The organism is Wolbachia endosymbiont of Cylisticus convexus, assembly GCF_003344345.1.
In genome coordinates, this window is the sequence record NZ_QPIP01000009.1 from 1 (window position 1) to 23,225 (window position 23,225).

The following is a 23,225-nucleotide window of genomic DNA, read 5'->3' on the forward strand; positions in this document are numbered from 1 at the left end:
TATTTATACATGCTTTGGCAATTATTTGATCTACATTTGGTCCAAGGCCCTTTTTCAGTATTTTGGTAGGCTTTCATATCGCACTTGGTGTGCTAGCATACGCGACTATTCTAGCCTTTCCTTTGCCTCAAGGTGAGATAACCTTCGGTAGGGAAAACAATAAGATTAAAACTTAAAGTTAATGTATGTACCTTTTAAAAGCTAATGTCTGCTTTAATAAATCATTCCTTTCATTTATTAAATTACGCGGCCGTATATATTTTTCCTCAATTTCCCTCATCTCCCTTTCTCGTTCTTTGATGCTTGCTCCCATAATTTCTGCTAAGTACTTACTTTTTCCTCCCTCAAGCTCTGATTTTAGTCTCCTCACTTTGTATTCTAATTCATCAAATCTTTCATGCTTTTCTAAAAGTTCCATCATTTCGTTTATTTTACTTAATAGCTCTTTCTCTTTGGTATTTTCCGCAATCAAAGAAAGTAAAAATTTATCTATTTGATAATCAACATCTGCTTGGGATGCAAATGACTCTATTGGATTTTCTTGATATTTAAAATCGCATAAAAAGCTGACAAACCTTATCTTCTTCTCAAGGTAATTTTTCATATCTTTTGAAAGATTTTTTTCCAGTTCTTTGTAGCCTTTTGATAGAAATGTTTCTAGCTCTTTTAAGTAATCTGAGTTTAGCTTGCGTACCTTTTTAGCGTTATCAGATAACACAATTATTAGCAAATGCTTTATTATCTCAATATCACTTGATTTTATTGCCTGGTACAACGCTTTTTCTCTATCTTCCTTCACATCATACAATTCTGATGAATCGCTCAAGCTGAATAAGTAATTTACTTCACTACCATCTTTTTTAGGATAGACTATAACATTCACTTCTCGCAGTGGATGGTCATCATTAAATTCCTTCAGTAATTCTTGCTCAGTAGTTTCTTCTATAGCAACGGCTGCATTACTTAGCTTTTTAAGCTGATTTATATCACTACTTTCTTTTTTAAGTAAAATTTTTGCTTCTTTCAGCAACCTTCTATAGTTAGTAATTTTTTCTTCATTGCTTAGTGCTAAAAAAGTATTGCTTGAGCTGCTCAGAACTATATGATAAAAACTCCATTGCCTTTACCGTTACAGTAACCCATTCTCATGAAAACTGAAACAATTTTCTTTTCCACAGAGAGTTAAACAAAGGTTTGAAAAAGGGTGAAGTGAAACCACCCCATTTCAATTCTAGTATCACATTAAGCCATTATCATAAAAACTAAAGTGACTTTTTTCTGTTATTATTACATGATCCATTAATTTGATTCCTACATTATCACATGCCAACTCTAATTTCCGTGTATTCTTTTCATCTTCCTCAGATGGTTCTTGGTCTCCGCTCGGATGATTATGTGCTACTATAGCAGACATTGCTTCGACCAATAATCCCCTTTTGACTATTTCTCTTATGTAAAAAGGTGTTTTGTTTACAGTTCCGGTGTCTTGAACATACTCGTGCACCAAACGGTTACCTGGATCCAAGTATATCACTCGTAAGCCTTCTTTTCTGAACTGCCCTATTGTTGCCTTCAAGTACTCTATTAGCTTTTCTCTATTATCCATAATTGATAACTCTTCTAATTTGCCTTTCAGTATCCTTTTTATAATTTCTCTCACACATTGAATACTTGCTACAGATGCATCATTCATTCCTACAACGCTTTTTAGCTCATAAAGATCAGCACTAATTACTTTTCCCACACTATTGAACAGCGCTATTAGTTTCTCTGCAACATTTCTGCTTTCTCCTTTTTCGCATACAGAATACAGTATAAGTTCCAATAGTTCATGGTCAAGTAAAGATCTACCTCTGCTTGATAAAATACGAGTTTCTAATTTCCCTTTTCTTTTATCCTCACTATTATTCATAAAAACCTCCAAGATCAACATTATATACAAATTCAGCGCCAGCTTTCTGACGCAATAGTTCTCGAGGAATAACTCTTTTGAACTCTAAATTTGCAATGTTGTCCTTGTTGCTTTAAAAGCTGGAATACCATTTGCCATGTGAATTTGTGCATTGACATTTACTGTGCTGATTCCCTGAAGTGCAACGGTATTTATATTTGCAATCATACTATATTATATAAAGTTATTAATATAGTATATTGACAAAGTAACGAAGTAAACAGTAGCTGTTAAAAGTGGTTTAATTTAGCAAAAAAGTGTAGTACTCTATCACTTTGCTGATTATATATGTTTATAAGGGTAATCGCTTTCCTTTTGCTATACTCAAGCGCAGTTTTCTGTAGTGATTGTAACTTTAACTTACCGTATCGTGGGCTCAGTTGTGATTTGGATCTATCATATAAAAATTTAAGTAATATAAAGAAATTATTGAATAACAACGATAAGTTCGTTGCGCTTACGTTTGATGATGGGCCGTCTTATAATAGAGCAAGAGATATTATTAATATTCTGGAGAGTAATAAAACAAAAGCGACATTTTTTTTGCTTGGTGAACGCATAAATAAAAAAACATCTAAAATAGTAGAAAAAATCCATCAAGCAGGTCATGAATTAGGTAATCATTCTTGGTCGCATAGGAAGTTGACATCACTTTCAAGTGAGGAGCAATTGCAAGAATTGGAAAAGACAAATGTAGCAATTAAAAATGCAACAGAACAGAATGTAAAATGGTTTCGTCCACCATATGGATGTCACAATGATAATTTGATCGAAAATACTAATCGATTAAATATGTATTCCATATTATGGACAATTGACTCTCTGGACTGGCAAGGCGATAAATCAGAGATTTTAATTGAAAGAATTGTAAGCAACGCACATAATGGAGCAATTATATTATTCCATGATCACGATAACAAATCAAATACAGTTGAAGCTTTACCTCAGATTGTTGAAATACTAAAAAAATCAGGTTACGAGTTTGTTACCTTAAGTGAGTGGGAGGAAAGGGTTTGTAATGTAGTGAAAGCTAGAAATGTGCCAATAAAAGGAGGAAGAGGAGTGCATTTTAAAGGAATCCTATGTGGACAAAAAACAAGGTCTTCAACCGCAGAGCATTTATATTAGGCGGTATTCAGCTTACTATTTCTGCTATTTTTAGTTGTAGGTTGTATAATTTACAAATACGAAACAGACAAAAATACAAAGTGCTATCTGATAGTAATAGGGTACAAGTCGCTACTATTATGCCTAAACGAGGCAGAATTTTGGATAGGAATAGCGCTGAACTCGCAGTAAACAAAATTTCGTATATTGTTTTGTTTGATGGGCAAAAAACCTTTACTAGGGAAGTTGATTTGCAAATGTTATCAGAAATTAAACCTGATGCGGCAAAATCATCAGAAACGAAAATAACTGCTCTTTATAAACGTTACTACCCGTTTGGTTCGATATGTTCTCATATAGTCGGATATACAAAAAGACAGCAAGGCATAAACGAAGCAGGGGTCAGCGGCATTGAATATACATATGATCATATATTAAAAGGCAAGCCAGGAAAGTCTGAGCAGGAAATAAATTCTAAGAAGCGTATCATGAGAGAGTTGTCTAGCATACCGCAGCAAGACGGACAAGATGTACAGCTGACAATTGACGTTGATTTGCAGAGGAAAATTGCAGAGGTATTTAAAGATCACCAAGGTTCCACAGTGGTAATTGATGTAAATAACGGAGAAATTTTAGCATTGTATAATTCACCTTCTTACGATAATAATCTTTTCACTAGCAGATTATCAAATGAAACTTGGGAAAGTTTAAATATTCCTTCGTTACCGCTTGTAAACCGTGCATTATCATATCAAATTCCACCTGGTTCAATATTTAAAATAATAGATGCGCTTGCAGGTTTAAAAGATGGAATAATAACACCAGAAGAAAAATTCTCGTGTAGGGGCTATATGAAAATAGGTGAGCGGAAATTTCGTTGCATGAAAAGCAAAGTTCATGGATACGTATCTTTAAATGAGGCAATGGCTCTCTCATGCAACACTTACTTTTATAATATAGGAAAAAAAATAAATGTAGATTCTCTACTAGAAATGGCTAGCAAATTTGGTATTGGAAGTGGACCATTAATTGGAACGTTTAAGGAAGAAGCTCCAGGATTGTTGCCTGACATGGATTGGCGTGCACGAAAGCTGTATTCAGAGTGGTATTTAGGTGACACTATCAACTTAGTTATAGGACAAGGGTATTTGCTTACAACGCCACTACAGCTTGCGGTTCTTGCAGCGAGAATTGCAACAGGAAAGGAGGTGATTCCCCACATTGAGATGACTAAAAAAGCGCGAGATCTTTCTGATATTGATGTGAATCATGAGCATCTTAGTGTGGTTCGAAAAGCTATGTTTGACGTGGTAAATTCTAACTATAGAAAAGGGCTAAGCAGTGTACAAATTGCTGGAAAAACTGGTACACCAGAGATAAACTCTAAGGGTGAAAGTCATAAATTGTTTATCGCTTATGGCCCCTACCATGATCCGCGCTATGCAATCTCAGTGTTTATAGAACACGGCAAAGCTCCACGCCAAGATGTTGCAATTGCTAGTGAGATATTGCGATATATGCTTGAAAAATGACCTTATGAAATGGTCACATATGTTACTTGTAATTCATCTATCCAAATCATAACTTTTAGACTGAAAAAAGAAACGGAAATTGTATAAACCTTTTCAATTTAGTGCTTTAATGTTTCTGACAAAGGAAAGGTATTATCTTTATTTTCTATAGAGGGAGACGCACTACTTTCGTTGTTATCATCAATTGAAGTAATAGGGTGCATCAAAGCAACTTTTATAACTTTATCAATATTCTTAGCAAAAATTACGTTGATCCCTTTTTTAATATTTGCAGGAATCTCTTGCATATCTTTCTCATTTTCACTTGGTATAATCACAGTTTTGATTGATCCTCTTAGCGCAGCAAGCAACTTCTCTCTCAAGCCCCCAATAGCTAGAACTCTACCACGCAATGTTACTTCGCCTGTCATAGCAACACTTTTGTTAACTGGTATATTTGTCATAAGAGAAACAATAGATGTACATACTGCACTGCCAGCAGAGGGACCATCTTTTGGCACAGCACCCTCAGGTACATGCAAATGTATATCATTATTTTGAAATTTTCGGGTTTTATACCGAAAAATAAACAATTTGACCGCACATAACTATATGCAGCTTTTATAGACTCTTGCATAACCTCTCCAAGCTTTCCTGTGTATTTTATTTCCCCCTTACCCGGAATTAGGACTGACTCTATCATCAAAATATCACCACCTGTTTCAGTATAGGCGAGACCAGTTACTATCCCTACCAAACTCTCATTTTCTGCAATGCCAAAGATATACTTACGTACCCCTAGATAATCTTGTAAATTACCAACCTCTACAGATATTTTCTTATTTTTATCAGTTAATATTGCTTTAACTGCTTTCCTCATGAGCTTTGCAAGTTCCCTTTCCATGCTTCGCACGCCGCTCTCACGTGTATATAAACGTATCAACTCGTATAATGCTTCATTAGTTATTTCCCACTCCTTCTGATGCAAACCATGCTCTTTCTTTAATTTTGGAATAAGGTGATGTGTAGCAATACTGATCTTCTCATCTTCGGTATACCCGGATAATTGTATAACTTCCATCCTATCACGCAAAGGATGCGGCAAATTTAAGCTATTTGCTGTAGCTACAAACATTACACTTGAAAGATCAAACTCAACTTCCAAGTAATGATCCGTAAAGTGTTTATTATGCTCAGTATCTAAAACCTCAAGTAATGCAGATGCAGGATCGCCACGCGAATCAGAACCCATCTTATCTATTTCATCAAGCAGAAAAAGCGGGTTGCATGAATTAGCTTTTTTCATGTGTTGAATGATTTTACCAGGCATTGAGCCAATATAAGTTTTCCTATGCCCCCGTATTTCAGACTCATCACGTACACCACCAAGAGATATGCGAACAAAATCTCTGCCTACTGCTTTTGCCATAGACTTAGCTAAAGAAGTTTTACCAACACCAGGTGGTCCAACTAAGCAAAGTATAGGACCTTTTATCTCTTTTACTCTCTTTAATACTGCCAAAAATTCTATTATTCTATCTTTTACTTTCTCTATGCCATAATGATTTTCATCTAAGATTTTTTTAGCTGCATTTAAGTTAATTTTTGCATCTTTGTACTTTCCCCACGGCAAATCAAGCAACCAATGCAAGTAACTAGATATAACTGTTGCTTCAGGAGAAATGGGATTCATTTTCTTATATCTCTTCAAGTCAGTTATGGCTTTTTCTCTCGCTTCTTGAGAAAGCTTTGTTTCATTTATCTTTTTTTCAAATTCATTGAGTATATTCCCTTCATCCCCATTTTCAAATTCACCTAATTCTTTCTGTATAGCTTTTAATTGCTCGTTAAGGTAGTAAACTTTCTGAGTACTTTCAACCTGTGATTTAATTGTTTTATACAAGCGGTTTTGTGCGCTCAAAATACTTATTTCTCTCTCAACAAGAGCAAAAACTTTTTTTAAACGCTCTTTTGGGTTATAAACTTCAAGTATGTTTTGCTTATCTGATACCTTTATATTTAAGTGTGAAGCTACCATGTCTACAAGTTGATCAACCTCTTTGACTTGATCAATAGGGTTAATGATAATCTCGGGCTGACTTTTCTTGTTTAATTTACACCAACTGTCGAATGCATCTATAACAGACCGCCTTAAAGCTTCTAAATCAATATTATCTTCATTTTCTCCATATTCATAATAACCATCCAATGCTACTTTAGCCCGTAATAAAGTATGAGAGCTAATATATTCTATAACTTCTCCCCTTCTCACTCCCTGAATCATGACTTTTACCGCGTTGTCAGGCAGTTTTATTAATGGTTGTATAATGTTTGCTAATACACCTACTTTATAAAGATCCTCTGATTCTGGATTATCAACAGAGCCATCTTTTTGTGCTATAAGAAAAATCTCATTTTGGTGACTACTGCTACTTATTGCATACTCTAGTGCATGAACAGATTTTTCCCTACCTATGAATAAAGGCACCATTATATTTGGAAAAATTACTACATCTCTTAGAGGTAATACTGGTAATACAGCAGAATTAAAGTTTACAGCACGTTCAATGCTCATAATATATGTCTCAAACTAATCATTAACCGTTATAACACCACTCCTATTACTATGATCAAGCATCACTTTTCCTAATTCTACCATTTTTTTAGTGATCGTTATAGCGCTACCTTCAAAACCTCCATTGCCAGCTATATACATAATATCAAGCAAAAGTAACTCTAAGATAGCACGTAACATCCTTGCACCTGTTTTATAACTTATAGCTTTTTTAGCAATAGCTGATATTGCTTCATCTGAAAACTCAAGGTTTACTTTACTAAATGCAAGTAATGCTTTATATTGTTTTACTAGCGCATTTCTTGGCTCCGTCAACACATGTATTAAATCCTCATGATCCAGCTCATCTAAAACAGCAGTTATTGGAACCCGCCCTACAAATTCGGGTATTAAACCGAATTTGATTAAGTCCTCAGGTTGAACATCATGTAAAGCATTTTTTTTCTTTTGTTCTTTAGACTGACTTATGTCTGCTCCAAAGCCAACTGACGTTCCCTTTTTTCTTGCCTCAATAATTTTATCGAGGCCCTCAAAAGCTCCTCCACAAATAAACAGTATGTTACTAGTGTCTACTTGTATAAACTCTTGTTGTGGATGTTTTCGCCCTCCTTGTGGCGGAACATAAGCAACTGTACCTTCCATAATTTTAAGTAGAGCTTGCTGTACTCCTTCACCTGAAACATCACGGGTTATTGAGGAGCTTTCAGATTTCCTTGTGATCTTGTCTATTTCATCGATAAACACTATACCGCACTGTGCTTTTGCAACGTCGTAATTTGCAGCCTGCAATAAACGTGACAACACACTTTCTACATCATCACCTACATAACCTGCCTCAGTCAAAGTTGTCGCATCGGCCATAGCAAATGGCACGTCTGAAACTTTAGCAAGTGTTTTGGCTAGCAAAGTCTTACCAGAACCAGTGGGGCCGATAAGCATTATATTTGACTTCTCGATTTCAATATCACTTATAGTATAAAGTTGTACCATAGATTGACAATGGTTATACATAGCTACAGATAAAACGTGTTGCGCATGTTCCTGACCTACAACATGCTTGCTAAGAAAATTTTTTATATCTTTAGGTTTCTTTAGTAATAGCTTCATATCAGATATACGATCTGAATTAAAAGCTCTCTCTTTCTTTTGACTTATTGCTTTATGGGATAACTCTATGCATTCATTACAAATAAACACCTTTAAACCTTCTGAAGAGTTAGTAATCAGTTTATCTACCTCATTTTGTGCTTTATTGCAAAAAGAACAGTAGTGTAAATCATTATTGTTATCCATTAAACTACCTTTTGTTTAACTTTAATGTTTTCAATCTTAATATCTTTACGCTCAGCTATTACTCTGTCAATTAAGCCAAGTTTCATTGCTTCTTCAGGATCCATGAATTTATCTCTTTCCATCATTCTTTCAATTTGCTTCAGTGAACTTCCAGTATGCTTTTCATAAATCTGATTTAATTTTTTCTTAATTCGCAAAATTTCCTTAGCATGTATTTCTATGTCAGTTGCCTGACCCTGATAACCACCAGATGGCTGATGTATCATAATTCTTGAATGAGGTAGAGAGTGGCGCTTACCTTTCGCACCAGCTGCAAGCAACAAAGAACCCATGGATGCAGCTTGACCTATACATAAAGTTGAAACGTCTGGTTTTATATACTGCATTGTATCATAGATCGACAAACCAGCAGTTACAACGCCACCTGGCGAATTAATATACATATAAATGTCTTTATCGGGGTTCTCCGATTCTAAAAATAAAAGCTGTGCTACTACTACACTGGCCATGTTGTCTTCAATAGGACCAGTTATGAAAATTATTCTTCCTTGCAATAGTCTTGAATATATGTCATAAGCACGCTCACCACGACTAGTTTGCTCAACTACAATTGGTATAAGAGTCATACCTTTTCCTATTAAATATTATCAAATAATTCCTTTAATTCTTTCACAGAAACAATCTGCTCTTCTTTATTAACTTTTTCTATTATATAATCTGTCACTTTATACTCAAGCGCTTGCCCTCTAACTAATTCTTGAAATTGCTTATCTGACTTAAAATGCTTAAGTACCCTGTCGAATTGCACATCTTTACTGACATATTGATTTACAATAACATTCAAAATATCATTTTGAGTTAATGATATTTTATATTTTGCACTAAATCTCATAAATAACATAGCAAGCTTTACGCGTTTCCCAGCTTCTTTACAAGGATCATCTTGAATACCCATTTCTCTTTGCACTCTTTGTTGCTCCTGTTTTACTATTTCTATAGGTAAATCAAAATTATAATTAGCATCCAAATAATCAAGTAACTCCTTTTTGATTAAGAGATTCCTCATTTCAGTGCATTGACCACTAATCACTTTTTTTGCATGACTTATCAGTGCAGAGTAATCTTGAAAACCAATACTCTTAGCTATTTCATCATCACTTTCAAAATCTTTGACAACTTGGATTTTATTAACTCGCACAAAAAAATCGGCTTCCTGTCCTGCAAGGGAAATGACTTGATAATCTTCAGGAAATTTCAACTTAAAATTTTTTGTTTCTCCCTTTTTCATACCAGTTAATTGATCCTCAAAACCATTAATAAATGTGCCAGACCCTAAATTAACAGCAAAATTTTTGCTACTTCCACCCTGAAAGAGCTTATTCCTAATCCGTCCTTCAAAATCAATTATCAATTTATCCCCATCTTTCGCTTGATAAGAAGCATCTTCAACAGAGATAAAGGAGGGAAACTTTATTTTGGTGGAATCAATGAATTCTTTTATATCTCCCTCTTCAATCTTTACTTCAATTTTTCTTAAGTTTATTTTATCAAGATCTATTACTGGTACTTCCGGCATCGATTCAAAAGATAGCTTGTATACAAAATTGCCTTCCTCATTCTCTTTGCTCAAATTTGGTAATGATATAACATCAACCCTAGGATAGATGTGGAACTTGACTTCGATTTTTTTTATCAAATCACTTGAGCAATGATCTATTGCATTATTCATCACATATTCCAAAGCTTCGTTTTTATAATTTGCAACAACAAGGTCATAAGGCATCTTTCCAGCCCTAAATCCAGGTGACTTCGCATTTTCTGCTATCTCTTGCAACCTGGAATTTACCTTTTGTTTTATATAATCACCACTAACTGTGATTTCATATTCGTGCCTTAGTTTACCTACGCTTAACTCTTTGTAAGTATACATATCATTTGATGCATCTGGTTCAACTATATTTTGGGGTGCGTTATTAGACATTATGATTCATTAATTGATATTTTAATTTATATCTTAATAAGATTATTTTACCACAATCTAAGTTAAATGCAATCCTTAAGAACAGGTTTTTATACAAACAAAAGTGTATTAAGTGATTATAAATTTTCCCTTAAAACCCAAGTCACATGACTTTAAGTGCGGATAGAGGGACTTGAACCCCCACGAGCAAGCTCACCAGGACCTAAACCTGGCACGTCTACCAATTTCGCCATATCCGCAAGAGCCCTTCAGTAACTTATAGATAACCATTTCTGTCATCTTATGCAATTTAAAGATTAGATTACAGTGTCACAAACTGAACTAATAACACTGGCTTCACTAAATCTAAGTCTTAATCACTTTAAAATATTTAAAGTTTATTCAATTTATAGTATTTACACAATAAAAAAGCTTATTAATATTTCTTAATTAAAGCTCTAATTCTGGAAATTAATAATGAGATTAATAGCAAGCTTCTTACTCGCAATTTTTCTGATTACACAGAATGGCTGCACGACTCTTGTGGGTAGTATAGTGATAACAGCAACGGCTACAGCAATAACAATGCAAGATAAATCCTTGGGAAACATTGTTGATGATACAACTATAGTAATAAGAATCAATAGGGGGCTCTTAAAACATGGACTATTCTCATCCATAAAAGTTAAAGTGAGTGAAGGAAGAGTATTACTCATTGGAAATGTTGATAGTCCTGAAAAGCAACTTACAGCAGAAAAAATAGCTTGGCAGCAGAAAGAGATTAAAGAAGTGATAAATGAAATAAGAGTCACACCAATTCAAATGACTTCTATGCTAGACGTTACTGTAGATGGTATGATAACAGCAGAGATAAGAACAAGACTTTTGGGAAAAAGAAATATTAAATCAATTAATTATAGCGTTAATACAGTTGATAGAGTCGTTTATTTGATGGGCATAGCTCAAAACAAGGCGGAATTAAAGTCTGTAGTAGCAATTGCAAGAAAAGTAAAAGGAGTGAAGCAAGTGGTAAGTTATGTAAGGTATAGACATAGCAAATTGCGTCATTGATGAAAATTGACTTGAGTGTTAGCGTTGTGTAACTAAGCAATAAAACTCCTTTAGGGAGTGTTAAATATTATTGCCTCTTTCTATAATTTTGAGCTGCTTCCTTAGGTTATGCAAGAAGTCTATTGTATCGCTTTTTTCCTTCAAATCAGGATCAGAGTTCTTCTATATCTTTCCTAACTTGCTCTTTTGCAAATTCTATCTGTCTTTCTATATATTTTCTGGCTTTTCCTGTTGCAAACGGCACTTGTTTCCATATCGCTTAGATTGCGCTCAATTGCTCTTTCAATTCCTCATGCTTTTATGAAGCTATACATTCTTTTATCTCATCATTCTTCGTGATAAATTCAGCATATTTTTCTAATAATTTTGCATCTAATTTATCACTCTTTGCAAAGTGATTGCATGCTTTTGCAAACCCGATTTGGGTGAGCTCTATGAACAACTATGTTATAATAATTTTATTACAAGCTTTTCGTAACCCCCTGTTTACACATAACTTAACAAATACGTTAGCCATTTTTGACTTTATAAACTCAGATATAGCTGTCTCGACATTTTCTATACGCTGATGTTTATTACTGATTGAGATATCAAGCGTTTCTTTTGAAACATCAAAAATACCCATTTTGTACCTACAAATATAATCAAATAATGCTGTACAGGATTGTTTTTAGATCCTTCTACCGTTCGTACTACATTTTTTAAGCTAGGAGTATTCCTACCATTTTTATCAATCCAGTTTGCTCATTATAACTTTACGGCTTTGATTTTATATATAATCCAGATTAGGCACTAAGTTGGTAAAAACGAAAGCGCTTTTTTGATGGAACTGCGCAAAAAGACTGGATGCCAGTGTCGAGCACTGGAATGACACCCTCCATATAAACATTAAGAAATTTACTAAACAGGAAAAAGGCAAAAGAAACCCTGTCAGCTACTATCTATTTTTTTAATTGGCGTTTTTTATTGTCTTAAATGCTTTAATAAGCGCATTTTAGCTTATGTAGGTGAAAGTTTTATAAAGACATAGAGTGCACATAGTGCAAAAAATTAAACATCAAGTATATTGAGTTTTTTGTCGTTTTATCTGCACAGACTGAAATATAGCTTCACTCTCAATAATAAGGAAGTTTGCCAAGTAAGTTTTGTCGTTTCTATTAAATGAAAGTTATGATTTATGAAAAAAATCTATTGCAAGCCTGTCAATATTCTGTTAAGAGCTGAGGTAATATAAAAATTATTATGTTTAGATTAGAGAACAAGAAATTTCTGATTACTGGTGCGTCAGGCGGAATAGGTCAGGCAATTGTAGAAGTTATGCATAAAGCCGGAGCAACTTTATGTATTTCTGGCACAAAAAAAGAAGTACTCGAAGAAGTTGCTAAAAAATATGAAAAAAACATTCATGTACTTCCTTGTGACTTATCAAATGCTGAGGAGGTAAATCAATTAATAAATAAAGCAAGTGAATTGATGAAAGGCTTTGATGGGCTCATATGCAATGCAGGCATTACACAAGACAGTTTATTGCTGAGGATGACAGATGAAGTATGGCAAAAGGTGATTGACATTAATTTGACCTCCACATTTAAGCTAAATAGAGAAGCATGCAAGAAATTAATTAAAAATAATTGGGGAAGAATTATAAATATTTCCTCAATAGTAGGTTTAACAGGCAATGCCGGGCAAGTAAATTATGCAGCTTCTAAAGCTGGGGTAATAGCCATGAGTAAATCTATAGCAAAAGAAGTTGCAAGTCGTGATATAACAGTAAATTGTATTGCTCCTGGATTTATAGATACTAAAATGACCGAAGTTTTAAATGAAGGACAAAAGGAAAAAATATTAGATAATATCCCAATGAAAAGAATGGGAACAGGGAAAGAAATAGCAGCAGGAGCCCTGTTTTTAGCAAGCGATGAGGCAAAATATATAACGGGGCATGTGCTTAACATCAATGGTGGACTATTCATGTAGCAACACTTATTTGTGGACAAATTATAAGTTTTACCCTAAAATAAATATATATAGGTTTAGATTCGCGTTAGTTTATTACTTGGAGGCAGAAGAATGAGCTATATAATAAAAAAGTTTTTTGATGCTTTATGTATAGTGTTATTTCTCTCTTTCTCAGGTTACGCAAGTGCCGCTAACGGTATAGATGATACAACTGCCCAAGTAATATGCAATATTATTGGTTATATTTGGGGAATAGGTGGACCGCTTATGACTGTAGTAATAATAGGTGCAGCTTTGCTTGCAATATTTGGCAGAATGCCATGGCCAGCTCTCTTTGCCTTAGGTATGTTTTGTGGTGTATTTTTTGGTGCCAAAGCGATTATAATGAAAATTATACCCGATAGCATTAAACAAGATAGTATGTTGAGCAAGTGTGGGGAAAAATAACTTAAAAATCAGGATGTTTTTGTGTGTATTGTTGCTTCATATCTTCAATTTGCAGCAAGTAAGAGCTATCTTTCGGTAAAGTTTTAACAGCTAACTCAGCGTACTTCATAAATTTCTTTAAATTACCTTCAATACAAGCCTTTTTTGTCAAAGCAAAATAATACATTGCCATATCAGCACTACGTTTATATGCAATACTTAAATACTTCCAGACAAAAGCGTTATTTGCTTCTACGCTTGCAATCCGCTCCAGGTAAAAAATTGCCTTCTCTATGTCACCGTGTAATAATAAAGTGTGAGATAACGCAAGTTTCACTAAATAGTTGTTCTTCTCAGATAAATATCTAAGTGATTCTTCATACATTTTTATTGCTTCACTTAAATTTCCAGCTTTGTATAGCATCTCTGCTTTTAATTCATATAAGTAAGGATCATTGCGTGACTCTTGAATCAATGAATTAACTTTAGCAATAGCCTCTTCTATCTTTCCTTGCCTATAGTCAATTACAGCATCTACATACTTAGAATTATCTTCATATTTATTAGATAACACATGAATAGGGGTAAAAAAAGAGTCTAGCTTTGCAACCATACGCTCAAACTTCAGTAATTTATCTGCAAGAATTGGTTTTATATTGTTTTTAACCTTATAATTCTGTACAGCAAATATGCGTTTATCACTAAGTGGGTGAGTACGGAAATACTCCTCAGCATTCTCATACTCAATACTTTTAAAATAGTCAAAAATCTCTTTCATACCCGAATTATCATAGCCAGATTCATCAAGATATCTTAAAGCATAGCCATCTGCTACACTCTCTTGCTCTTGAGAATAGTTAAAAAATAACCTTGAACTAAGCGTTACACCACTAAGCAAGATTGCACTAGCAACCTGAGGGTTAATGACAACACTAGAAACTAATCCTACCATATAACTAATCATTGCTATTGATTGAAAATAACCTATAGCACTACTCATTTGTAATACATGACCAGCAGATATATGAGCAATTTCATGTGCTAATATACCAAGTAAGACATAAGGTTCAGTCGAATATTGCAAAAGCCCTAAATGAATGAAGATACTGTTATTGTTAATTACAAAAGCATTAATCGATCTATCATTAACTATAAAAACTTTTATTTGATCATTATCAATATCCGCAGCAGAAAATAAAGGTTGCGCTAGATCCTTCACTACCGCTTCCACTTCACTATCTCTAATAATACTAACAGAGTAAGCGCTATTACAATATGCAAAAAAGAACAGTAAAACAAAAAGCTTAGACATGGAAATTCCTTGTTTGTATAACTTTTAGGAATTTCACATTTTAACACTTAAACTATACGAATCTATAAACGTTAGTTTAACTTTTTAACGTAACTGATAAGTTTATCGATTGTAGTTAACTTAATCTTATGTTGTTCAGCAAATTCAAGTAATCTAGGTAAACGCATCATAGAGCCATCATCATTCACTAATTCACAAATAACTGCTGAATGATCAAACTCTACTAACTTCGCTATTTCAACACTCGCTTCAGTATGACCAGCACGTTGTGCCACCCCACCTTTATGTGTAATTACAGGGAAAACATGACCTGGAGTTATGATGTCATCCTGAGTGCCATCCTTGTTGATAGCAGCATGTATAGTTTTCGTTCTATCCTCTGCTGAAACACCAGTTGTAATGCCATAACGTGCATCAATTGATGTAGTAAATGCGGTATGATTTTCACCAATATTTTTCTTTTCCATGAAATTAAGGCCCAACCTTTTCATGTGAAATTTAGTCATTGCTAAGCAAACAATCCCTGTACCGTACTTAACCATAAAAGCCATATGTTCTGGTTTTACTTTTTCAGCTAAAACAACCAAATCACCTTCATTCTCTCTATTTTCATCATCAACTAAAATGAACAATTTACCAGAACGAGCGTCCTCTAATACATCTTCCACAGAAGAAATACCAGGTAGACTCATTAAAGCATAAGTGGCCTGTACCATAATTTACTTAAATTCAATCTTAACTACTTTATACAATTTTTCTCCATTTGGCACTATCACTTCCACATACTCACCGACTTTTTTGCCAATTAAAGCACTCCCGAGTGGTGAATCGGTAGAGATCAACTGCTTTGAAGCATCAGCTTCATACCCACTTACAATCTTATAAACATATTCCACTTCACCGTTATTATCACTTAACATGCTTAATGTCACAGTTGCACCAAACATTACTGAATCACCAGACAAATTTTTTACTTCTATTACTTCCGCATGTGAGAGCTTACTTTCTATCTCCATTATACGGCCTTCAATAAAACCTAACCTTTCCCGTGCTGCATGATACTCTGCATTTTCAGACAAATCACCTTGATCACGAGCATCAGAAATAGCCTGTATCACAGAAGGTTTTTCTTCCTTTAATTTTTCAAGTTCGGCTTGCATATTCTCAAAACCTTCCCTCGTCATAGGAAATTTATTAATAATGGATGAAGCCATAATCACCACCTAAACGCAATTAAATTGAGTAACGAAATTACTCACAATGTTAAAAATATCACCTTTTATATCATCACTCATGTCATTTGACAACTTTTTTAAAACTCCAGGATGCACAGTTTGAAAATAATTGATAAGATTGTACTCGAATTTATTGATACTGCTTATCTGTATCTTACTTAATTGATCATATAGATTAGAAAAGATATACATGAGCACTACTTGCTCTTCTATTGACATAGGTGAATGCTGTTTTTGCTTTAATAGTTCAATAAGACATTTACCCTTGTCTAACGACAATTGAACACTAGCATCAAGATCAGAACCAAATTTAGCAAAGTCTTCCAATTCTCTATATTGAGCCAAACTTAGCTTTACAGAGCCAGCAACTTTTTTCACAGATTTTAATTGTGCAGCAGAGCCAACCCGAGAAACTGATAAACCTATATTCACCGCAGGGCGAAATCCTTTGTGAAACAACTCAGACTCAAGAAAAATTTGCCCATCGGTAATTGAAATCACATTAGTTGGAACATATGCAGATACATCACCGGCCTGAGTTTCAATAATCGGCAAAGCAGTCAAAGACCCATGTCCTTTTTCATCAGACATTTTAGCAGCTCTTTCAAGCAAGCGAGAATGTACATAGAATATATCTCCAGGATAGGCTTCACGACCAGGAGGACGTCTGAGCAATAAGGACATCTGCCTATATGCCACAGCATGCTTAGATAAATCATCATATACCACCAAGCAATGCATTCCATTATCACGGAAAAATTCTCCAATAGTGCAACCGGTATAAGGTGCTAAAAATTGCATAGGCGCGCAGTCAGATGCACTAGCGACAACTACAGTTGTATACTCTAATGCTCCACTTTCTTTTAGCTTGTTTACCACTTTTACCACTGTTGAAATTTTTTGTCCGATAGCAACATAAACACAATAAACTTTTTGATTTTTTTCTACTTCGTCATTTATCTTCTTCTGATTAATGATAGTATCAAGCGCGATAGTAGTTTTCCCGATTTGTCTGTCGCCAATAATTAATTCACGTTGCCCTCTACCTATTGGAATTAGCAAATCTATAATCTTAATTCCCGTTTGCAGAGGTTCATGCACAGATTTACGATCAATAATGCCTGGCGCTTTAGATTCTATATTCATTTTGTTTTTGGCTCTAATTTCTCCGCCATCATCTATAGGATGGCCCAGCGCATTTACAACTCTCCCTAATAATTCATGACCTACAGGCACTTGTACAACATCGCCACTACATTTTACAACCTCCCCTTCTTTTACATCACGGTCATTGCCAAGCACAACTATTCCAGCTGTATCATGATCTAAATCAAGAACTATTCCTTCTACACCGCTTGCAAAAAATACCTTTTCACCAAACTTTGCTTTTTCCAGCCCATAAACCAATGCAATACCATCTGTTACTGAAATTATTTCACCTATACTTTCCCGCTTTATAGGATTATCAAATGTCTCAACTTTTTCTCTTATTATACTTTCTATCTCGGAAAAATTCATACCGTTCTTCATACACAATTCCTTACTTTTAATATTTCCATTTTACTTAAGCCAACTAATCTATCTAAGTAACTTTTTAGCGAAGCATCGATTAAATTAAAACCATACCTAACTACGAAACCACCTAGTATAGAAGGGTCAACCACATTACTGACTTTTATTATTTTACCAAGAAAGCTCAAAGATTCAGTAATTATTTTTATATCAGGTTTCCTTAAAACCTCTGCTGATTTTATAGTGATTTCCAATTCATTTTCACTTTCCCTTACAAGACTTAAGAATTTCTCTAATATAAGGATTAATAAACGGGAGCGCTTATTTGCAAGTGTAACCATAATAAACTTCACTAAGTTTTCACTCAAGTTCTCATTTATAAAAAGTATTGCCTCTTTTTTCTTTGCAAGAGAAGTCATAGGATAGGATAGGCATATCAAAACATCATGTCGATCTTTAAAAAAAGCCAATAAAAATTCTACCTCTTTTCTTATAGTACCTAGCTTATTTTCTGAGACATAAAACAGCGCTCTAGCATAAGATGAAACTAAATTATTGCTTTTCATATAAAATTACCTATTCTAGTAAATCTAAGTTATTTCAGCTACCATTCTTCAATCCAAGCACTTTTTATATAAATAGGTCTTCTCTTTAAGGAAAGAAAACATAAATCATATCTGACTGAATAATCTAAAAAATCAAGATTTTTACTTAAGAAATACTTAGAAGAATTTATAATAGACTGACATTGAAGATGAGATATCGGTATTTCTTTTCCAAGTAAACTTGTTTTAACTTCTATAAAAATCAGCTCCTTTTTTTTAGATACAATTAAGTCAATTTCACCCAACTTACAACGGTAACGACGTTTTATAACATTATAGAACTTGAGTTTTAAGTATACTAAAACTAATAATTCACCACAGCAACCTACAAAGTAGCGCAATCTACCTACCATAAAAAGAACAATTACGATAATAATTAACTTTGTGTAACTACTTTACCTCCTTTTTTATTTTTACTGTAAATCTCACCTTTTGCTGAAATATCCCTATCAATTAACTCTATTACTGCCATTGGAGCGCAATCACCCTTTCGAGTACCAAATTTTATTATTCTAGAATACCCACCTTTACGGTCTTGATAACGGTTAGCTAAAACGTTTAATAATTTATCAACTACTAACTTACTATTATGAAGACGTGAAAGCAAAAGCCTTCTACCGTGTAAAGAATTCTTATTCTTAGCAATTGTAATAAACTTTTCCACATATGGACGAAGTGCTTTAGCCTTTGGTAAAGTAGTTACAATCTGCTCATGATTAATTAATGAGATAGATAGATTCTTTAACATTGATAATCTATGCTCGGCACAACGAGACAATTTACTTTTTTTTATTCCATGTTTCATATACTACCTAATCCTCATCAGTATGTTGTTTAGCTAGTTCATCTATATCTTTAGGTGGCCAATTTGGCACATTCATACCCAAAAACAAACCTAAACTATTTAAAACTAGCTTGATTTCATTCAAAGACTTTCTGCCAAAATTAGAAGTTCCTAACAGTTCAGCTTCCGTCTTTTGAACAAGATCACCTATATAAATGATGTTTGCGTTTTTCAGACAGTTATGAGACCTAACAGATAATTCCAGTTCATCTACTCTACGCAATAAGACAGGATCATAGCCCAAATCTTTAACACCATTAGACGAAGAAACCTGCGATTTTTTATAACTTACATCAGAACTAATAAAAGGCTGAAATTGTTCCTGTAATATCCTTGCAGCATAGTCAATAGCTTGACTTGGAGAGATTGTACCATCAGTTTCAATTGATAATATCAGCTTATCTTTATCAGTAACTTGACCAACACGACTATTCTCTACTCTATACGAAACCCTCTCGACAGGGCTATATAAAGCATTAACTGGAATAAAACCAATTAAATCTTGTTCACTCATAAGCTTTAAAAATTCATTTTCTTTATATTTAGTTACAGGAAGATAACCTTTTCCGTTAGCAACATATATAGTGATGTTAAGCTCTACATCTTGCCCTAGTGTACATATCACCAAATCTTTATTAATAATAGAGCATTGGTCATCAGTTTCTATCATTCCAGCTAATACTTGACAAGGCCCTTTAGCGCTCAAATTTAAGCACTTATTAGACGTGTTATTTAACTTACATCTCAACATGCCCATATTTAATACTATATTAGTTATGTCTTCCCTAACTCCTTGAATCGAAGTAAATTCATGATTCACACCTTCAATTTTTATTCCATAAACAGCACTACCGCAAAGAGAAGATAACATTGTACGCCTTAATGCATAACCTAATGTTAAAGCAAAACCACTTTCCAAAGGTTCTAGGACCACATCACTTTTTTTACTTGAATCACCTGATATTATCTTAATTGAATTAGGCTTAGTTAACTTATCTAAATTTCCACAGAAAGAAACATTATCACTATAATACATAAAATAAACCTTTCAAATATCTTATACTCTTCTTTTTTTCCTTAACCTGCACCCATTATGAGGTATTGGCGTTTCATCTGCAATTGAAGTTACAGTCAACCCACAGCTCCGAAGTGCTTTAACTGCAGCTTCTGCACCAAAACCAGGACCGCGAATTATTACAGAAACAACCTTCATACCAAATCCGTCTATTACTTTCTTCGCAGCAAAATCGGCAACCTTACCTGCAGCATAAGGTGTGGATTTTCTCGAACCAGAAAAACCACATGCACCAACAGAAGTTTGGTACAGCGTATTACCATAAACATCGGTTACATTTACAAAAGTATTATTAAAAGTTGCACGAATATGGACAACACCATTAATAAACGCTTTTATATTCTTACCAAACGTTTTAACTTTTTTCATAAAAACCCACGATAATAACAAATTTTATTTTTTCCCAGCAACAGGCAACCTAGATCTGCCTTTACGAGTTTTAGCATTAGTATGAGTTCTTTGTCCTCTCACAGGCAAACCCTTTCTGTGCCTTACTCCCCTATAACACCCCATTTCCACTAAAGATTTTATGTTCATAGCCACTTCTTTTCTGAGATCACCCTCTATGACATAACTTTGCCTAATAAAATTACTGATTTTCTCTATATCTTCATCTCGTAATTCTGAAACACGCTTGCGCTTATCAACTTCACAAGCATGACAAACTATATTCGCAGTAGTAATACCTATACCATATATATAAGTTAATGCAAAAGGAACACACTTCTTTACCGGAACATTTATACCTGCAATACGTGCCACTGATACCTCGATACTTTATTAATAATAACTCTTAATTTATACCATAAAACAACTTATAGTCAAACCAAATTACAAGAAATTTTACTTTCAATCTCTTGCATTACTCTATCAATACTCAAATTAGCGTTAATTGTTAACAATTTGCCCTTATAATACTCGCGTAAATCCTTCATCTGAAAGTAATATTCTCTTATTCTCTTATTAATTGCAGACATATTAGCATCATCAATTCTCTTCTCTAACCTCGTACTTTTACATTTAGCACAAGTAGTATTTTTAAAAGAAGATATACTATATATACTTTTACAATCCAAACACGTAAGACGATCTTTTAATCTATCAATTGCAATATTATCATCAAGCTGCAACTCAATTACAACATCAACATCCCTATTACATCTTTCTTGCAAAATTTGAGTTAAAAAATGAGCCTGGTTTAAATTTCTTGGAAAACCATCCAACAAAAAATTACCATCTATTGATGCAAGCTGGTCACACAATAATCTACATATAACTTCATCTTGAATTAAATTACCAGATTCGACAGTATCCTTTATTTCTTTACCTAATTTACTTGCGCTAGATATAATATTCCTTAATAAATCTCCTACTGAAATTAATTTCAAATTATATTTTGCTATTAATAAACTGGACTGAGTACCCTTACCAGAGCCAGGAGGACCAAAAATTGTAATAATCACTTCAGTCTCCTTGTTTTAGACTCATATTTCTTTATCCAACTGTCGTACCTATTCGAAAAAATATAAGATTGTACTTGCATAATAGTATCAGTAATAACGTTAACTATAATCAGCAAGCTCGTTCCACCAAAAATAAATGGTATATCATAATGATACCTCATAATTTCAGGTATAGTACATATTACCACCAAATACGCAGACCCAATAAATGTTAATTTGAAAACTATATCTTGAAGATAATCAGAAGTATGTTTTCCAGGCCTTCTACCAGGAATAAAACCACCATTTTTCTTAAGAAAGTCAGCATTTTCTTCTGGATTAAATACAAAATTGGTATAGAAAAAGTTAAAAAATACTATAAGTATTAAGTAAGTTATGATGTACACTACTTTATTTGCCATAAAGTAATTTAAAATAAAATCAGCAATGGCATGACCCTTATAGAAACTTGCGATTGAAATAGGCGTTAATAGAATTGCATTAGCAAAAATAGTTGGTATGACACCAGATAAATTGATCTTCAATGGAATATAAGTAAAATCGTCATTATGTAATTTTTTAAACTGTTTTTTGGGATATTTAACAATTACTTTTCTATAAGAAGATTCTGTAAAAATAACTAAAAGGAGCAGTAAAAAAAACAATACTACAACAAAAAGGATAATGAATAACGACATGCTACCATTTTTATTTAATATTAACAGAGATGACAAAGCATTATGTAATTCGGATATTATGCCAGTAAAAATGATTAATGAGATACCATTACCTATACCGCTAACACTGATCTGCTCACCAAGCCATATTAAAAATACAGTTCCACCTAAAAGGCTAAAGACACCTATAGTATGAAACATAATACCAGGTTCGACTACAACTAATACCCCTTCCCTATTCATTCTTTCTAACCCTATTAGGATCGTAATTGATTGAAAGATACAAAACACTATAGTCATATAGCGTATATAAGAGTTCATTTTTCGACGTCCCAACTCTCCATCATTTTTAATTTCATTGATTCCTTTAACGGCAGAAGATAATAATTGCATAACTATGGATGCAACTATGTATGGCATAACGTTTAATGCCAAAATTGTCATCCTAGCTAAAGCGCCACCAGAAAATAAATTAAATACTCCAAAAACACCAAAACTCTCTTTTGGAAATATATCATTGATTATATCAAGGTTAATTCCAGGAATAGGTACATAAGTACCTAAACGATAACAAACTAAAGCCATTAGCGTAAAAAATATACGCTTTAATAAATCACCTTTATATAATAACGTAGAATCCAAACTATTAAATGCAAATTTACTGTTCATG

At 33.7% G+C, this 23,225-nt stretch carries 22 protein-coding genes, 1 tRNA gene and 2 pseudogenes; 5 read left to right on the forward strand and 20 right to left on the reverse strand.

The features are described from left to right. Nucleotides 1-178: 178 nt before the first annotated feature. Both Wcon_RS01835 and Wcon_RS01840 read right to left on the reverse strand, forming a co-directional pair. Nucleotides 179-1,030 carry a hypothetical protein gene (locus tag Wcon_RS01835; RefSeq protein WP_237349981.1) on the reverse strand — a complete coding sequence of 284 codons (852 nt, stop codon included), beginning with the start codon at nt 1,028-1,030 and terminating at the stop codon, nt 179-181. Between the two features lie 207 nt (nt 1,031-1,237). Next, complete coding sequence (locus Wcon_RS01840) at nt 1,238-1,912, reverse strand: JAB domain-containing protein (RefSeq protein ID WP_114517010.1); 675 nt, start codon at nt 1,910-1,912, stop codon at nt 1,238-1,240. Between the two features lie 327 nt (nt 1,913-2,239). Here Wcon_RS01840 and Wcon_RS01845 point away from each other — a divergent pair, with 327 nt between their 5' ends. Next, nucleotides 2,240-3,079, forward strand: coding sequence for a polysaccharide deacetylase family protein (locus Wcon_RS01845; RefSeq protein WP_114517011.1), 840 nt, complete (start codon nt 2,240-2,242; stop codon nt 3,077-3,079). Continuing rightward, nucleotides 3,034-4,590: a penicillin-binding transpeptidase domain-containing protein gene (locus Wcon_RS01850; protein WP_114517012.1), complete on the forward strand. Its 1,557-nt coding sequence runs from the start codon at nt 3,034-3,036 to the stop codon at nt 4,588-4,590. Before Wcon_RS01845 ends, Wcon_RS01850 begins: the two co-directional genes overlap by 46 nt. A 98-nt stretch (nt 4,591-4,688) precedes the next feature. Here the strand turns inward: Wcon_RS01850 and lon are convergent. From lon to Wcon_RS01875, 5 genes and pseudogenes are all read right to left on the reverse strand, one after another. Then, nucleotides 4,689-7,144 (reverse strand): annotated as a pseudogene (lon, locus tag Wcon_RS01855) (endopeptidase La). A gap of 15 nt (nt 7,145-7,159) precedes the next feature. Continuing rightward, the gene (clpX, locus tag Wcon_RS01860) at nt 7,160-8,437 is read right to left on the reverse strand and encodes an ATP-dependent Clp protease ATP-binding subunit ClpX (protein ID WP_114517013.1); all 1,278 of its coding nucleotides are present in this window, start codon (nt 8,435-8,437) and stop codon (nt 7,160-7,162) included. Then, nucleotides 8,437-9,063, reverse strand: coding sequence for an ATP-dependent Clp endopeptidase proteolytic subunit ClpP (gene clpP / locus Wcon_RS01865; protein ID WP_114517014.1), 627 nt, complete (start codon nt 9,061-9,063; stop codon nt 8,437-8,439). The genes clpX and clpP overlap by 1 nt, the downstream gene beginning before the upstream one ends. A gap of 11 nt (nt 9,064-9,074) precedes the next feature. After that, on the reverse strand, nt 9,075-10,418 hold the full coding sequence (gene tig / locus Wcon_RS01870; protein WP_114517015.1) for a trigger factor: 1,344 nt from the start codon (nt 10,416-10,418) through the stop codon (nt 9,075-9,077). A 157-nt stretch (nt 10,419-10,575) separates the two neighbouring features. Then, nucleotides 10,576-10,657, reverse strand: a tRNA-Leu gene (locus Wcon_RS01875). Between the two features lie 217 nt (nt 10,658-10,874). Here Wcon_RS01875 and Wcon_RS01880 point away from each other — a divergent pair. Further along, nucleotides 10,875-11,468: a BON domain-containing protein gene (locus Wcon_RS01880; RefSeq protein ID WP_114517016.1), complete on the forward strand. Its 594-nt coding sequence runs from the start codon at nt 10,875-10,877 to the stop codon at nt 11,466-11,468. A 129-nt stretch (nt 11,469-11,597) separates the two neighbouring features. Here Wcon_RS01880 and Wcon_RS13270 read toward each other — a convergent pair. Further along, nucleotides 11,598-12,093, reverse strand: a pseudogene (locus Wcon_RS13270) (transposase); the annotation flags it as partial. Nucleotides 12,094-12,710: 617 nt separating this feature from the next. Between Wcon_RS13270 and fabG the strand changes: the two are divergent. Both fabG and Wcon_RS01895 read left to right on the forward strand, forming a co-directional pair. Further along, nucleotides 12,711-13,445 (forward strand): 3-oxoacyl-[acyl-carrier-protein] reductase, encoded by a 735-nt coding sequence (gene fabG / locus Wcon_RS01890; protein ID WP_047758904.1) that lies wholly within the window; start codon nt 12,711-12,713, stop codon nt 13,443-13,445. Between the two features lie 93 nt (nt 13,446-13,538). Then, nucleotides 13,539-13,874: a TrbC/VirB2 family protein gene (locus Wcon_RS01895; RefSeq protein ID WP_047758905.1), complete on the forward strand. Its 336-nt coding sequence runs from the start codon at nt 13,539-13,541 to the stop codon at nt 13,872-13,874. Nucleotide 13,875: 1 nt separating this feature from the next. Here the strand turns inward: Wcon_RS01895 and Wcon_RS01900 are convergent, their stop codons facing one another. The 12 genes from Wcon_RS01900 to secY all read right to left on the reverse strand — a co-directional run bounded on the left by Wcon_RS01900 (nt 13,876) and on the right by secY (nt 23,224). Beyond that, a complete protein-coding gene (locus Wcon_RS01900; RefSeq protein ID WP_114517018.1) occupies nt 13,876-15,165 on the reverse strand; it encodes a M48 family metalloprotease in 1,290 nt (429 codons plus the stop codon). A 71-nt stretch (nt 15,166-15,236) separates the two neighbouring features. Next, nucleotides 15,237-15,881, reverse strand: coding sequence for a 3,4-dihydroxy-2-butanone-4-phosphate synthase (gene ribB / locus Wcon_RS01905; RefSeq protein ID WP_114517019.1), 645 nt, complete (start codon nt 15,879-15,881; stop codon nt 15,237-15,239). A 3-nt stretch (nt 15,882-15,884) separates the two neighbouring features. After that, nucleotides 15,885-16,379, reverse strand: a complete 495-nt coding sequence (gene greA, locus Wcon_RS01910) for a transcription elongation factor GreA (RefSeq protein WP_114517020.1) — start codon at nt 16,377-16,379, stop codon at nt 15,885-15,887. Between the two features lie 9 nt (nt 16,380-16,388). Then, a complete protein-coding gene (gene atpA / locus Wcon_RS01915) occupies nt 16,389-17,930 on the reverse strand; it encodes a F0F1 ATP synthase subunit alpha (RefSeq protein ID WP_114517021.1) in 1,542 nt (513 codons plus the stop codon). Continuing rightward, a complete protein-coding gene (atpH, locus tag Wcon_RS01920) occupies nt 17,927-18,478 on the reverse strand; it encodes an ATP synthase F1 subunit delta (RefSeq protein WP_114517022.1) in 552 nt (183 codons plus the stop codon). The genes atpA and atpH overlap by 4 nt, the downstream gene beginning before the upstream one ends. 38 nt (nt 18,479-18,516) lie before the next feature. Further along, nucleotides 18,517-18,870, reverse strand: a complete 354-nt coding sequence (locus Wcon_RS01925) for a YraN family protein (RefSeq protein WP_114517023.1) — start codon at nt 18,868-18,870, stop codon at nt 18,517-18,519. A gap of 23 nt (nt 18,871-18,893) precedes the next feature. Beyond that, nucleotides 18,894-19,322: a 50S ribosomal protein L17 gene (gene rplQ, locus Wcon_RS01930; protein WP_114517024.1), complete on the reverse strand. Its 429-nt coding sequence runs from the start codon at nt 19,320-19,322 to the stop codon at nt 18,894-18,896. Nucleotides 19,323-19,329: 7 nt separating this feature from the next. After that, nucleotides 19,330-20,397, reverse strand: coding sequence for a DNA-directed RNA polymerase subunit alpha (locus Wcon_RS01935; protein WP_114517025.1), 1,068 nt, complete (start codon nt 20,395-20,397; stop codon nt 19,330-19,332). A gap of 21 nt (nt 20,398-20,418) precedes the next feature. After that, a complete protein-coding gene (gene rpsK, locus Wcon_RS01940; protein ID WP_114517026.1) occupies nt 20,419-20,805 on the reverse strand; it encodes a 30S ribosomal protein S11 in 387 nt (128 codons plus the stop codon). A gap of 24 nt (nt 20,806-20,829) precedes the next feature. After that, complete coding sequence (rpsM, locus tag Wcon_RS01945; RefSeq protein ID WP_114517027.1) at nt 20,830-21,198, reverse strand: 30S ribosomal protein S13; 369 nt, start codon at nt 21,196-21,198, stop codon at nt 20,830-20,832. 59 nt (nt 21,199-21,257) lie between these two features. Next, nucleotides 21,258-21,899, reverse strand: coding sequence for an adenylate kinase family protein (locus tag Wcon_RS01950; RefSeq protein WP_114517028.1), 642 nt, complete (start codon nt 21,897-21,899; stop codon nt 21,258-21,260). After that, nucleotides 21,896-23,224 (reverse strand): preprotein translocase subunit SecY, encoded by a 1,329-nt coding sequence (secY, locus tag Wcon_RS01955; RefSeq protein WP_114517029.1) that lies wholly within the window; start codon nt 23,222-23,224, stop codon nt 21,896-21,898. Before secY ends, Wcon_RS01950 begins: the two co-directional genes overlap by 4 nt. Between the last annotated feature and the right edge of the window lies 1 nt (nt 23,225).

Bases quoted from the DNA above. Each gene is read 5' to 3' on its own strand.
- Wcon_RS01840 (WP_114517010.1), bottom strand. From the start codon at position 1,912: ATGAATAATAGTGAGGATAAAAGAAAAGGGAAATTAGAAACTCGTATT.
- Wcon_RS01845 (WP_114517011.1), top strand. From the start codon at position 2,240: ATGTTTATAAGGGTAATCGCTTTCCTTTTGCTATACTCAAGCGCAGTT.
- Wcon_RS01850 (WP_114517012.1), top strand. From the start codon at position 3,034: ATGTGGACAAAAAACAAGGTCTTCAACCGCAGAGCATTTATATTAGGC.
- clpX (WP_114517013.1), bottom strand. From the start codon at position 8,437: ATGGATAACAATAATGATTTACACTACTGTTCTTTTTGCAATAAAGCA.
- clpP (WP_114517014.1), bottom strand. From the start codon at position 9,063: ATGACTCTTATACCAATTGTAGTTGAGCAAACTAGTCGTGGTGAGCGT.
- tig (WP_114517015.1), bottom strand. From the start codon at position 10,418: ATGTCTAATAACGCACCCCAAAATATAGTTGAACCAGATGCATCAAAT.
- Wcon_RS01880 (WP_114517016.1), top strand. From the start codon at position 10,875: ATGAGATTAATAGCAAGCTTCTTACTCGCAATTTTTCTGATTACACAG.
- fabG (WP_047758904.1), top strand. From the start codon at position 12,711: ATGTTTAGATTAGAGAACAAGAAATTTCTGATTACTGGTGCGTCAGGC.
- Wcon_RS01895 (WP_047758905.1), top strand. From the start codon at position 13,539: ATGAGCTATATAATAAAAAAGTTTTTTGATGCTTTATGTATAGTGTTA.
- Wcon_RS01900 (WP_114517018.1), bottom strand. From the start codon at position 15,165: ATGTCTAAGCTTTTTGTTTTACTGTTCTTTTTTGCATATTGTAATAGC.
- ribB (WP_114517019.1), bottom strand. From the start codon at position 15,881: ATGGTACAGGCCACTTATGCTTTAATGAGTCTACCTGGTATTTCTTCT.
- greA (WP_114517020.1), bottom strand. From the start codon at position 16,379: ATGGCTTCATCCATTATTAATAAATTTCCTATGACGAGGGAAGGTTTT.
- atpA (WP_114517021.1), bottom strand. From the start codon at position 17,930: ATGAAGAACGGTATGAATTTTTCCGAGATAGAAAGTATAATAAGAGAA.
- atpH (WP_114517022.1), bottom strand. From the start codon at position 18,478: ATGAAAAGCAATAATTTAGTTTCATCTTATGCTAGAGCGCTGTTTTAT.
- Wcon_RS01925 (WP_114517023.1), bottom strand. From the start codon at position 18,870: ATGGTAGGTAGATTGCGCTACTTTGTAGGTTGCTGTGGTGAATTATTA.
- rplQ (WP_114517024.1), bottom strand. From the start codon at position 19,322: ATGAAACATGGAATAAAAAAAAGTAAATTGTCTCGTTGTGCCGAGCAT.
- Wcon_RS01935 (WP_114517025.1), bottom strand. From the start codon at position 20,397: ATGTATTATAGTGATAATGTTTCTTTCTGTGGAAATTTAGATAAGTTA.
- rpsK (WP_114517026.1), bottom strand. From the start codon at position 20,805: ATGAAAAAAGTTAAAACGTTTGGTAAGAATATAAAAGCGTTTATTAAT.
- secY (WP_114517029.1), bottom strand. From the start codon at position 23,224: ATGAACAGTAAATTTGCATTTAATAGTTTGGATTCTACGTTATTATAT.